12 protein-coding genes and 1 pseudogene are annotated in these 11,987 nt (G+C 74.7%); 6 read left to right on the plus strand and 7 right to left on the minus strand.

Annotated features, from left to right (window positions below; all coding sequences use genetic code 11):
* Nucleotides 1–549 (plus strand): annotated as a pseudogene (locus PH189_RS26075) (hypothetical protein); the annotation flags it as partial.
* Nucleotides 550–641: 92 nt separating this feature from the next.
* Here the strand turns inward: PH189_RS26075 and PH189_RS26080 are convergent.
* Together PH189_RS26080 and PH189_RS26085 are read right to left on the minus strand one after the other, a co-directional pair.
* Nucleotides 642–1,127: a methylated-DNA--[protein]-cysteine S-methyltransferase gene (locus PH189_RS26080; protein WP_274191774.1), complete on the minus strand. Its 486-nt coding sequence runs from the start codon at nucleotides 1,125–1,127 to the stop codon at nucleotides 642–644.
* 17 nt (nucleotides 1,128–1,144) lie between these two features.
* Nucleotides 1,145–2,098: a cation diffusion facilitator family transporter gene (locus PH189_RS26085; RefSeq protein ID WP_274191775.1), complete on the minus strand. Its 954-nt coding sequence runs from the start codon at nucleotides 2,096–2,098 to the stop codon at nucleotides 1,145–1,147.
* Between the two features lie 99 nt (nucleotides 2,099–2,197).
* On the opposite strand from PH189_RS26085, the gene PH189_RS26090 reads away from it, so the two are divergent.
* Genes PH189_RS26090 through PH189_RS26100 form a run of 3 tightly spaced genes read left to right on the plus strand, consistent with a single transcriptional unit; the run spans nucleotide 2,198 to nucleotide 4,817 of the window.
* Entirely contained in the window at nucleotides 2,198–2,836 is a 639-nt protein-coding gene (locus PH189_RS26090) for a class I SAM-dependent methyltransferase (protein ID WP_274191776.1), read from the plus strand.
* Nucleotides 2,836–3,225: a DUF1330 domain-containing protein gene (locus PH189_RS26095; protein WP_274191777.1), complete on the plus strand. Its 390-nt coding sequence runs from the start codon at nucleotides 2,836–2,838 to the stop codon at nucleotides 3,223–3,225. Before PH189_RS26090 ends, PH189_RS26095 begins: the two co-directional genes overlap by 1 nt.
* Entirely contained in the window at nucleotides 3,222–4,817 is a 1,596-nt protein-coding gene (locus tag PH189_RS26100; RefSeq protein WP_274191778.1) for a Na+/H+ antiporter, read from the plus strand. Before PH189_RS26095 ends, PH189_RS26100 begins: the two co-directional genes overlap by 4 nt.
* A 19-nt stretch (nucleotides 4,818–4,836) precedes the next feature.
* On the opposite strand, the gene PH189_RS26105 is transcribed toward PH189_RS26100, so the two are convergent.
* The 4 genes from PH189_RS26105 to PH189_RS26120 form a co-directional block, all read right to left on the minus strand.
* Complete coding sequence (locus PH189_RS26105) at nucleotides 4,837–5,148, minus strand: hypothetical protein (RefSeq protein WP_274191779.1); 312 nt, start codon at nucleotides 5,146–5,148, stop codon at nucleotides 4,837–4,839.
* 91 nt (nucleotides 5,149–5,239) lie between these two features.
* Nucleotides 5,240–6,031, minus strand: a complete 792-nt coding sequence (locus tag PH189_RS26110; protein ID WP_274191780.1) for a helix-turn-helix transcriptional regulator — start codon at nucleotides 6,029–6,031, stop codon at nucleotides 5,240–5,242.
* Nucleotides 6,032–6,145: 114 nt separating this feature from the next.
* Entirely contained in the window at nucleotides 6,146–6,721 is a 576-nt protein-coding gene (locus tag PH189_RS26115) for a hypothetical protein (RefSeq protein WP_274191781.1), read from the minus strand.
* Complete coding sequence (locus tag PH189_RS26120; RefSeq protein WP_274191782.1) at nucleotides 6,709–7,611, minus strand: cation diffusion facilitator family transporter; 903 nt, start codon at nucleotides 7,609–7,611, stop codon at nucleotides 6,709–6,711. The genes PH189_RS26115 and PH189_RS26120 overlap by 13 nt, the downstream gene beginning before the upstream one ends.
* Nucleotides 7,612–7,770: 159 nt before the next feature.
* Between PH189_RS26120 and PH189_RS26125 the strand changes: the two genes are divergently transcribed.
* Together PH189_RS26125 and PH189_RS26130 are read left to right on the plus strand one after the other, a co-directional pair.
* Complete coding sequence (locus PH189_RS26125; RefSeq protein WP_274191783.1) at nucleotides 7,771–9,948, plus strand: bifunctional lysylphosphatidylglycerol flippase/synthetase MprF; 2,178 nt, start codon at nucleotides 7,771–7,773, stop codon at nucleotides 9,946–9,948.
* A 14-nt stretch (nucleotides 9,949–9,962) separates the two neighbouring features.
* A complete protein-coding gene (locus PH189_RS26130) occupies nucleotides 9,963–10,199 on the plus strand; it encodes a DUF2630 family protein (RefSeq protein ID WP_274191784.1) in 237 nt (78 codons plus the stop codon).
* Nucleotides 10,200–10,359: 160 nt separating this feature from the next.
* On the opposite strand, the gene PH189_RS26135 is transcribed toward PH189_RS26130, so the two are convergent.
* The gene (locus PH189_RS26135; RefSeq protein ID WP_274191785.1) at nucleotides 10,360–11,916 is read right to left on the minus strand and encodes an amidase; all 1,557 of its coding nucleotides are present in this window, start codon (nucleotides 11,914–11,916) and stop codon (nucleotides 10,360–10,362) included.
* Between the last annotated feature and the right edge of the window lie 71 nt (nucleotides 11,917–11,987).

The following is an 11,987-nucleotide window of genomic DNA, read 5'->3' on the forward strand; positions in this document are numbered from 1 at the left end:
CCCCCCCCCCCCCCCCCCCCCACGACGGAGGAGCAGGTCGAGGAGGAGGACCCTGCTCAGGCCCCGGCCGTCGACGAGGCGGCCGCGGAGGACCCCAGCGACGACACGAGCGACGACCCGGCCGGCACGAACGAGGCGAGCGAGCCGGCGGAGGAGCCCGTCACCGCCGGCACCGCGACCTCCGTCGCCGCGGCCGCCCCGACCCCCGGGCACTACCTCGGCACCCCGCAGCGGCCCCGGACTCCGGCACCCCAGACCCCGGCACCCCAGACCCCGGCACCCCAGACCCCGGCACCCCAGCAGGTCCCCCAGTCCCCCGAGCCCCCGGCATCCCAGCAGGCCCCCCAGTCCCCCGAGCCCCCGGCATCGCGCGGCGGTCACCCGTGGTTCGACCCGGACGGCGACGCGGCCCGCCGCGCTGCCGAGCAGGCCGAGCAGGCCGAGCAGGCCGAGCACGCCGAGCACGCCGAGCACGCCGAGCGGACGGGACAGGCCGAGCAGATCGAGCAGGCCGGACCGCCCCACGCGAGCTCGACCGAGGGCCGCTGACCACCAGCGCCGTCCCGGGCGCCGGAGCGAGGGTCACCCCGACTGCCTCCTGCGCAACGGAGGACGCCCTCGCCCGCCCACCGACCCGACCGTCAGAGCGTCAGCGCCCCGCACTCCAGGTCCAGCAGGGCGCGCTTGCGCGCGACGCCGCCGCCGTAGCCCGTGAGCGACCCGTTCGCCCCGACCACGCGGTGGCAGGGCACGACGATGCTGATCGGGTTGCGGCCGTTGGCGAGCCCCACGGCCCGGGAGGCCGTCGGCGAGCCGAGCTCGGCGGCGAGCTCGCCGTAGGTCGTGGTCACGCCGTAGGGGATGTCGCGCAGCGCCGCCCAGACACGCTCCTGGAACGCGGTGCCGTGCAGGGCGAGCGGCAGGTCGAAGGCCGTGAGCTCGCCCGCGAAGTAGGCCGCGAGCTGCTCGCGCACCGGCGCCAGCCCGTCGTCGGTGCGCGGGCCGAGCGCGTCGGGCGCGGGACCGTGGCGGTGGTCGGTCATGTAGAGGCCGGAGAGGACACCGTCCTCGGCGCGCAGGGTCAGCGGCCCGAGCGGGCTGCCGACGACGGTGTGCGAGGTACCCATCGCGACACAGTGTGCCCTCAGCGGGCCCCGAAGCCCCGCTCCACGGTGACGACGGGCGGCTCGCAGGCCTGCTCGTGGTCGGCGTGCTCGACGCCCTCGATCTGCAGCGTGCTGTGCTCGAGCCCGAAGCGCTCGCGCAGGACGATCGTGGCGCGGTCGAGCACCCCGTGCTCCCCGCAGTCGGCGGTGGCGCAGCCCTCGTCGGAGATCACGAGGTGGGCCGAGACCGCGGGGCTGCGGTCGTTGATCGCCCAGACGTGCAGGTCGTGGACCTCCGCGACGCCCTCGACGTCGAGCAGCGCGGTGTGCACGTCGTCGACGTCGATGCCGGCGGGCGCGCCCTCGAGCAGCACGTGGCCGGTCTCGCGCAGGAGGGCCACGGTGCGGGGCAGGAGGATTGCGACGATCACCAGCGAGGCGAGCGTGTCGGCGTAGGCCCACCCGGTGGTCAGGGTGACCACGGCGGCGGCGAGCACGGCCACCGAGCCCAGCGCGTCGCCGAGCACGTGGAGCGCGGCGCCGCGGACGTTCATCCCCCCGCTGCCGCGCTGCAGGACCGCGAGCGCGACGACGTTGCCGACCAGACCGACGAGGCCGTAGACCAGCAGCGCGCCCCCGGGCACCTCGGTCGGGGTGGCGAGGCGCTCGACCGCCTCGATCGCGACCCACACCGTGACCCCGAGCAGCAGCACCGCGTTGAGCGCGGCGCCCAGCACCTCGGCGCGGCCGAGCCCGAAGGTCCGGCGCCGACTCGGCGGGCGGGCGGCGAGCGCGGAGGCGGCGAGGGCGGTGCCGAGGGCGACGACGTCGGTGCCGACGTGCCCGAGGTCGGCCAGCAGCGCCAGCGACCCGGTGACGACCGCGCCGACGGCGCCGACGACGAGCACCAGCGCGGTGATTCCGAGTGCGACGCCGAGCCGCCGCCGGTCGTCGGCACCGGCGCCGTGTCCGTGACCATGTCCGTGCCCCACGGCGGCGACCATACATGCACACATACGCATACGGGCGCGACGGCGCCGTACGCCACACGAGCGCGCAACGGACACCGCCGACGGCCCTAGAGTGTGCCGGTGCCCGTCAATCCCTGGCTCGCGGTCACCGGCGGCACGGCCGGCCCGGGCTACGCCGCGCGGTTCGCCGAGCTCGAGCGCGAGGGCCAGGACCTGCACGGGGAGGCCCGGCGCGTCGACGCCCTGGTCCGCGAGAAGCTCGGTCGGCCGGGCGACGTCCTCGACGCCGGCTGCGGCACCGGGCGCGTCGCGATCCGGCTCGCCCAGCTCGGCCACCGCGTGGTCGGCGTCGACCTCGACGCCTCGATGCTCGACGAGGCCCGCGCGAGCGCGCCCGAGCTCGACTGGCGCCTGGTCGACCTCGTGGAGCTGCGCCTCGACCGCACCGTCGACGCCGTCGTCGCCGCCGGCAACCTGTGGCCGCTGCTGACCCCCGGCACGCACGCCGAGGTGGTCGGCGGGCTCGCGCGCCACCTGCGGCCCGGCGGGCTGCTCGTCGCAGGCTTCGGGCTCGACGGCGAGCACGTGCCGTTCACCCTGCCCGACGGCGTCGGGTTCCCCACCCTGGCCGACTACGACGCCGCCGCAGCGGCCGCCGGCCTCGAGCTCGTCACCCGCAGCGCCGACTGGGCGGGCGAGGAGCCCTACCGGGACGGGGGCTACGTGGTCAGCGTCCACACCCGGGAAGGACACCTCTGATGGCCGTCGATCCGCGCGGACGTGACCTCAAGGCGTTCCTGGCCGACGACCCGGGCGGCCCGGTGGTCATGCTCAACCTGCTGCGGTTCCGGCCGGGCGGCCGCGAGTCGTACGCCGCGTACCTCGCCCACTTCCGCGCCCACGCCGAGCACCGCGGCGCCGAGATCCTCTACCTGGGTGATGGCGGCACGGCGCTCGTCGCCGAGGACGGGCAGGCCTGGGACGCCGTGCTGCTGGTGCGCTACCCGGACCGGCAGGCGTTCAGCGACATGATCGCGGACCCCGCCTACCAGGAGGGGACGCACCTGCGCACCGAGGCGCTGACCGAGGCCGTCCTGCAGGCCACGGCACCGTGGACCCCGCCGGAACCGCGCCTACACGCCTCATGACCGAGGCCGATCCCCGGGCGCTGCTCGTCGTCTTCGTCGTCGCCCTCGGCGTCACGGCGATCGCCCGCCGCTACGCGCTGTCGGCGCCGCTGCTGCTCGTGGTGGTGGGGCTCGCGATGTCGTTCGTCCCCGGCATCCCGGTGGTCCCTCTCGACCCCGACCTCGTGCTCTTCCTCGTCCTGCCCCCGCTGCTGTACTCGGCGGCGCTCGAGAGCTCGACGCTGCGCCTGCGCGAGAACATGAAGCGGATCAGCCAGCTCGCGATCGGCCTCGTCGTGTTCAGCACCGCGGTGGTGGGGATCGCGGCGTGGCTGCTCGTGCCGGAGCTGCCGCTGGCCAGCGCGCTCGTGCTCGGCGCCGTCGTCGCCCCGCCCGACGCGGTCGCCGCCGCGTCGATCGGTCGCCGGCTCGGCCTCCAGCGACGACTCATGACGATCCTCGAGGGCGAGAGCCTGCTCAACGACGCCACCGCGCTGACGCTCTTCCGGGTCCTGCTCGCCGCGGCGATCGCCACCACCACGGTCGGCACCGGCGTGACGATCCTGGAGGGCCTCGGCGAGTTCGCCCTGGCCGCGGTCGGCGGCGTGGCCCTCGGCGCCGGGCTCGGCTGGGTGCTGCACCGCATCCGGATGCGCCTGCACGACGGCGTGCTCGAGAGCTCGGTCGGCCTGCTCGTCCCGTTCGCGATCTACCTGCTCGCCGAGGAGCTGCACACCTCCGGGGTGCTCGCCGTGGTCGTCGCGGGGCTCTACCTCGGGCACAAGGCCACCGAGGCGGGCTACGCGACGCGGCTGCAGGACCAGGCGGTGTGGAAGGCCCTCGACACCCTGCTCGAGGCGCTGGTCTTCGCGCTGATCGGCCTCCAGCTGCGGGTGGTGGTCGACGGGCTGGGCGCGGACGCCGGGCGGATCCTGGGGGTCTCGCTCGCGCTCCTGGTCGTGACGATCCTCGCCCGTTTCGTCTGGGTCTTCCCGACGATCTATCTCCCCCGCGTGCTACCGAAGGTGCGGCGCGCCGGCCCCGCCCTGTCCTGGCGCGGGCCGTTCGTCATCTCCTGGGCGGGCATGCGCGGCGTGGTGACGCTGGCCGCGGCGTTCGCCATCCCCGCGGCGAGCGAGCTCGGGCCCGGCATGCCCGGACGCGACGTCGTGGTGTTCGCGGCCTTCGTGATCACCGTCGGCACCCTGCTGCTGCAGGGCCTCACGCTGCCCACCCTCATCCGCCGCCTGCGCGTGCAGGACAGGGGCGGGCAGCGCGACGTGCTCGACGAGGCCGCGGTGAAGCAGGCCGCCGCCGAGGCCGCCCTGTCCCGCCTGGACGACCTCTCCGACGACTCGACCCCGCAGCACGTCACCGAGCAGCTGCGCACCTGGGCCCAGCACCGCTCCAACGGCGCGTGGGAACGGCTCGGACGCTCCGACGAGGAGATCGGCGAGTCCCCCTCCGTGGCGTTCACCCGCCTGCGCCGGGAGATGCTCACCGCCGAGCGCGACACCTTCGTGCGCTTCCGGGACATGGGCCGCATCGACGAGGGCGTGCTGCGCGACATGCTTCGCGAGCTGGACTACGAGGAAGCGATGCTCGACCGCTGAGGCCGCGCCGGACTCTGTCCTAGACCTCCGTCTTGAGGATGCAGATCGCCAGGTGGGCGTCCTCCACGGCGTCGAGGGCCGCCCTCCCGAGGTCGGGGTCGGCCTTCGCCGCCACCCGCGCGCTGTCGGCGGCCTGCTCGAGCTCGATGATCGCGTCGCGCCTGGCGTCGTCGGCGGTCGCCATCGCCTTGTCGGTCTTGGTGTCGAACTCGCGGACGACGGCGGCGGTGACGACCGACGCGCCCGCGTCGTCGTCGACCGCGCGGCGGCACGTCGCGACACGGCCGCGCACGTCGTTCAGCCTGCTCAGCATGTCGGTGGTGGCGAGCACGGGTCCTCCCCCGGGTCTGGTGGACCACCATCAGCGCACGGCGCCGGGCGGCCGCCCAGGGACGGGAACTACGTACGGGTCGACGGAGGGGCTACGTCCGCGTCGGCGCCGGCAGCAGGCCGATCAGCTGCGCGCGCTGGACGGCGACGAGGCGGTCGCCCGCCCCGAGCTTGCGGTAGATGCGCTGGAGGTGCTTCTGCACGGTGCGCTCGCCGACGTGGAGCCTGCGGGCGATCGCCCGCGCCGTGTACCCCGACGCGAGCAGCGCCAGCACCGAGGACTCTCGCGGCGTCAGCTCGCCCGCGCTCGCCGCCTCGAGCGCGCACGGACCCACCAGGTGCACCCAGCGGGAGTAGCACGCGATCTGGCGGTCCAGGCCCGTGAGCAGCCGCTGGAGGCGACGCGCGAGGGCCACCTCCTGCGCGGTGTAGTCGTCCTCGCGCCCGACCAGGAACGTGCGGTTCGCCGTCGGGCCCAGGCACAGCGGCAGGGCCATCTGCGAGGAGACGCCGCCGAGGTACTCCTGGCACAGCGAGCGCCACTGGTCCTGCAGACCGACGGACGCGACGGTCGTCGGGACGTCGGCCACCTGCATCGCCAGCGGATCGCCGCTCGCGAGGTACCACCGCAGCAGCGGGTGCTCCCGCGGCGCGTGCTCGATCGTCCAGCGCTCGATCTCCGCGGGGTCGGTGCCGCGGAAGCCCGCGGGCCACGGCCGCTGCTCGATCACGTCGCCGTCCTGGCCGTAGTACGACCCGGCCGGCGCGTCGAAGGTCCCGGCGAGGAGCTCGACGACCTCCTCGGCGGGCCACGCCGTCAGCGGCCGGGCGACCAGGTCCGCGACGAGATCCAGCCACGCGTTGTCGTGCGGTGTGGTGAGCATGGGCCGACCTCGGCACCGGGGTCTGGGATGAGCTGCCCGAAAGGGTCCTCCGACGACGCTGCGTGGTCGAGGATCCGTCCCCGTTCGGCCGCTGACGTCACCCGGTCGCTGCACTCACCCCGAACGCGGGAGCACCCGGATCTCGACGGGCATCGTGCGCAGGCTGTCGAGGGCCCGACGTTCCCGGCGCAGCGGGAGCCGGGCGAAGAACAGCAGGTCGAGCGGGTACCAGAGCCCGACCCAGGCGATGACGAGGAAGACGCCGTTGCCCAGGAGGTTCTGGAAGAACTCCGGGACGTCCGGGGCGAGGAAGTCGGTCGAGAGCAGCAGGCCGATGACGAAGAGCGGGATCCCGGGCCGCAACGAGGCGAGACCCTGTCGGTAGAGCACGTGGGCCTCGCGCTCGACCCCCTCGAGGCGCCGTTGCGACCACCGCCGCAACGCCGTCTCCAGGCGGGCCGTCGTCGCGGCGACGTCCGGACCGGCAGCGGCCGCGGGCATCTCGAGCACCAGCCGGTCGCGGCGCCCGACCCGGCGGCGCGAGAGCACCTCGCCGAGGATCTCGTCGACCGCCGGCACCGTGCGCGTGTCCTCCCCGTCGTCGTCGAGCAGGCCCGCCGGGTCGACGGTGACCATCTCCTCGGGACGGCGCAGGCGCACCACCACCGGCACGCCGGTCACACTGCCCACCGCCGCTCGGTCGTGAACGCGACGATCACCGAGCGCTCGTGCCCGAGCTCGGCGAGCCGGTCGTGCAGCGCCTGGCGCACCAGGTCGCCGTCGGCCACCGTGCGCACCGACGAGTCCTCCCCCACCACGAAGTCCACCTCCACGTCGACGCGGGTGCCGACCTTCGACGCCCGCAGGAACGCCTCCTCGATCCCGAAGCGCGCCCGCACCGCCTCGACCGCCTCGTCCAGCGCGGCCCGGGTCTCCTCGGGCGGGGCCATCGAGAGAATCTCGCGCATCCCGCCGCCGACCAGCCGGAACGGGACGCGCAGGAACAGCAGGGACACGACGACGACCATCGCCGGGTCCACGTAGGCCGCCAGGTCGGGACGCCCGATCCCGACCAGCACGATCGCGATGACGAACCCGACGAGCACCCCGACCGAGAGCAGCGTGTCGCCGAACCACTCGGCGGCTTCGGCACGCACCAGGTCGGACCGCCCGCCCCGGCGCATCAGCACGGTGACCACCGCGCCGCTGACGGTGGCGACGATCGCGTACGCCAGCGCCCAGCCCGTGGAGACCTCGCGGCCGCCGGCGAGCAGGTCGGAGATGCCGCCGACCACGGCGTAGACGCACAGCGCGGCCAGCGCGATCGCCTTGACGACGACCGTGACGGGCTCCCAGATCTCGCGACCCCACGGGTAGCGCTCGTCCGCACCGGCCCGCGAGGTGCGCAACGCGATCACCGCGAGCATCGAGAGCCCGATGCTCACGAACGACGAGAGGCCGTCGAAGACGATCATGGATGAGCCGCTGAGGATGCCCCACACCGAGGAGACGAGGGCGAAGGCCCCGGACGCCCACACCGAGAGCAGGAGCAGGCGCCGATCACGGCGGTCGGGGTCCACGCGGTGATCGTGACCGCCCGCGCCCCCCGGCGTCGAGCCCTTCGATCACTCAGAGGATTGTCATCTGGGTGTCTCCGTCGCACACTGCGAAGCGATCTCACCCTTTCAGCCGCATGGGCGATGCTCTGCTTGCCCTGTGTGATCGCCGAGGAGACGTCCATGACGGTGACCGCCCCCACGGAGGCGGAGACCGGGACCGGCCCGTCACGCGCCGACCGTGCCCGCGCCGGAGCCCGCGAGCTCGCCCGCCGAGCGCGCCACCGCCCGGTGACCGCGGCGACCGTGCTGCTGCTCGCGGTCGCGGGCCTCGCCACGGGGGCGTTCTGGAGCCCGCTGGGCGACCGGACGTGGGCCGACGTCGTCGCCACCGGCCTCCCGCCCCTGGAAGCCGGCCACTTCTGGACGATCCTGACCGCACCCCTGGTCGCGCTGCACCCGGTGAGCGCGTTCGTGCTCCTGGTGCTCGCCGCGGTGGCGCTGTTCTGGGCCGAGGGCCGCCTCGGCTCCGGACGCACGGCCGCGGTGCTCGTCACCGGCCAGGTCGGTGCGGTGCTGGTGACCCTCGCGCTGGTCGCCGTCCTCGCCACCACGGGGTGGCCGTGGGCCGTCGATCTCTCGACGTCGCTCACCGCGGGGCTGTCCGCGGGCCTCGTCGCCGTGGTGGCCGTTGCCTCGGCCACCGTCCCCGCGCCGTGGCGGCTGCGGCTGCGGCTCGCGCTCGCCCTGCTGGTGTTCGTCGGGCTGCTGTTCCTGGGTCACCTCGCCGACGTCGAGCACTTCCTCGCCCTCGCCGTGGGCCTGCCCCTGGGCTCGCGGCTCGCCGGGTCGGCGTCGGCCGACTCGTCCGCCTCCGTCGGGGGGCACGGACGCCGGGAGTGGCGGCAGGTGGCCGCGGTCGGCCTGTTCGCGATCGCCGCGATCCGGGTGCTGACGCTCGTCGTGCCCGTGGTCGGCCCGCTCGGCGACACGGCGTCGGACTCCACGGTCACCGAGACCGTGGTGTCGGTGGTGATCTCGCTGCTGCTCGCCGAGGGCCTGCGCCGCGGTCGCCGCATCGCCTGGATCGCGGGCCTGGTCGTCGGGGCCTTCTACACGCTGCTCGGGCTCTTCGTGGTGGGCGCCGTCGTGGTCGCCGAGGTCACCGACCAGATGGATCAGCTCGAGCTCGTCGGCCTCGCGGTCTTCGTGCCCAACGCGGTGCTGTGGGCCGCGCTGCTCGTGTGGCTCGTCGTCGGCCGGGCCGCCTTCGCCGTCCCCTCCCGGCGCCGGCTGCGGCGCCGGTCGGGCGGCACCGCCTCGGGCCCCGAGGTGGCCCGCGAGGCCCTGCACCGCCTCGGCGGCTCGAACCTGTCGTGGATGACCACGTGGCCGGAGAACCGGTACCTCGCCCACGCGGACCTCCCCGACGGCGGCGTCACCGCGTACCGGGTCCACGCCGGCGTCGCGGTGGCCCTCGGCGACCCGATCGTCGCGCCCGCCGAGCGGGCCACGGCGCTCGAGGAGTTCCGCGCCACGGCCGAGCGCTCGGGCTGGGTGCCCTGCCTGTTCTCGACCACCGAGGCCCTCGCCGACCATGCCCGGGCCACCGGCTGGCGGGCGCTGCAGGTCGCCGAGGACACCCTCGTCGACCTCGACGGGCTCGAGTTCAAGGGCAAGGCCTGGCAGAACGTGCGCAGCTCGTTCAACCGGGCCGGCAAGGCGGGGATCTCCCACCGGATGGTGACGCTCTCCGAGGAGCCGCGCGCGATCGTCGCGCAGGTCCGGGCGATCTCGGAGGAGTGGGTCGGCGACAAGGGGCTGCCCGAGATGGGCTTCACCCTCGGCGGCGTCGAGGAGGCCCTCGACCCGGAGGTGCGCACCGGGCTCGCCGTCGACACCGAGGGCACCGTCCACGGCGTCACCTCCTGGCTGCCGGTCTACGGCCCCGACGGCGTCGTCGTCGGCTGGACCCTCGACGTGATGCGGCGGCGCCAGGACGGGTTCCGCGCCGTCGTGGAGTACCTCATCGCCCAGGCGTGCCTGACGTTCCAGGCCGAGGGCGCGCGCTTCATCTCCCTGTCCGGCGCCCCGCTGGCCCGCGCCGGTGACGAGGAGGACGGCGCCGGGGACGGCGAGCTCGTCCTCGACCGCGTGCTCGACCGTATGGGCGAGCTGCTCGAGCCCTACTACGGCTTCCGCTCGCTGCACGCGTTCAAGGCGAAGTTCCAGCCGCGCTACGAGCCGATGTTCCTCGTCTACCGCGACGAGGCGGACCTCCCGCGCGTCGGCCTGGGCATCGGGCGCGCCTACCTCCCCCATGCCCGGGTGCGGGATCTCGTCGCCCTCGTGCGCAGCTGACTAGGCTCGCCGGCATGCCAGATCAACCGGCCGACGACACCCTGTCCACGATCCACGCGCTCGTGGACGAGGAGCACCGCCTGCGGGCGCACGGCGAGGCGATCACCGCCGACGACCGGGCGCGCCTGGCCCAGATCGAGGAGCAGCTCGACCAGCTCTGGGACGCCCTGCGCCGCCGGCGCGCGGGCAGCCAGTACGGCGGCGACGCGGGCACGGCGACCGAGAAGCAGGTGCACGACTACCTGCAGTAGAGCCCGCGCGGTCCCCGTCTCCGTCTCGCGCGAAGGGCACCTCGCGCCGCTCTATCCGGCCGAAGGTGCCCTTCGCGCGGAACGGATGCTCGCGCTCCCCACCGGTGAAGGGCTCCCCTCGCCGCTCTATCCGGCTGATGGTGCCCTTCGCGCGAAACGGTCAGCCCGCCGGCACGGACGCCGGCGCCGCCACCGGCGGCGAGGGGAACCCGCCGACCGCCTGCTCGAAGGCGTGGGCGACGCGCAGGCAGGTGGCGTCGTCGAACTGCCGTCCGATGATCATCATGCCGACCGGCAGACCGTCGGCCGGGGCGGTGGGCACGGACGTCGCCGGGTGCCCGGTGGCGTCGGTCGGGGCCGTGTTGACGATCATCTCCAGGGCCCGGGCGACGCCCTCGGCGACCGGGGCGTCGTCGGCGACGAGGGGCGTCGCGAGGATCGGCACCGTGGGCATCACCAGCACGTCGTACTGCGCGAGCGCCGCGTCGTAGCCCGCGCGGGCGGCGGGCAGGAGGTTGCGCGCCATCGCGTAGTGCCGGCCGTGCTCGGTGGCCAAGGCGTGCCGGCCGGCCATGGTCACCATCTTCACGGTGTCGGAGAACAGGTGCCCGCCCGCGGCGCGCGCCCGGCCGTAGTGCGCGATGAGCTCCGGGTCGTAGAGGCCCTCCCAGTTCATGCCCCAGCCGTTGCCCTCGATCATCTGGGCGACGACGCCGTCGGTGGCGACGACGGTCCAGAGGTCGAACGCGTGCCGGTGCCACGGCACCGACACCTCCTCGGCGGTGAGGCCGGCCCGCGTCAGGGTCTCCACCGCGTCCCGCACGCTCGCGTCGACGGCGGGCACCGAGAGGCCGTCGTGCCCGAAGCCCTCGCTGACGACCCCGACCCGCAGGCCCTGCGCGCCCCGCTCGATCTCGAGCAGGTAGTCCACCGGCGCGATCGTGTCGGGCTGGCGCGGGTCGAGCCCGTCCGGGCCCGCCATGATCCCGAGGGCGAGCGCCGCGTCGGAGACGGTGCGTGTCATCGGACCCAGGTGGTCGATCGTCGCCTCGATGGGGAACGCGCCGGTGTAGGGCACGAGCCCGTGGGTGGGCTTGTGCCCGACGATCCCGCTCATGGCGGCGGGCATGCGGACCGAGCCGCCCTGGTCGCCCCCGGTGGCGAGGTCGACCTCGCCGGCGGCGAGCAGCGCCGCGCTCCCGCTCGAGGAGCCGCCGGTGATGCGGCTCGGGTCCCAGGGGTTGCGCACCGGGCCGGTGTGCGAGGTGTGGCTGGCGCCGGAGAAGCAGAGGTCCTCGCAGACCGACTTGCCCGTCACCGTCACGCCGGCCTCGAGCAGGCGCGTCACGACAGTGGCGTCGCGGGACGGGACGAAGCCGTCGATCAGGCGCGAGCCGTTGGCCATCGGCACGCCGGCGACCGCGGTGTTGTCCTTGACCGCGAGCGTGCGACCGGCCAGCGGGCCGTTCGGGGCGCCCTCGATCCGGCAGCGCGCATACCAGGCCCCCCACCGGTTCTCGCCCTCCGCGGGCCAGGACCACTCCCGTTTCGGGGTGGCCGGGGCCTGGGCGGCCCAGAGCTCCTCGACGCGGTCGTAGGCGCCGAACGACCCCTCGACGAGCGGCGCGAAGGCCGCGAGCCCCGCCTCGTCGAGACCGAGGCCGTCGCGCGCGGCGAGGGCGGCCAGCTGTTCCGGGGTGGGGGGCGTGACGGGCACGGCGTCTCCTCGGGGGATCCGGGACGGGACCTGGTCGGGAGCCCCACCGTAGGGACGATGACCGACCGGCG

Source organism: Actinomycetospora chibensis (assembly GCF_028737215.1).
Taxonomy (GTDB): domain Bacteria; phylum Actinomycetota; class Actinomycetes; order Mycobacteriales; family Pseudonocardiaceae; genus Actinomycetospora; species Actinomycetospora chibensis.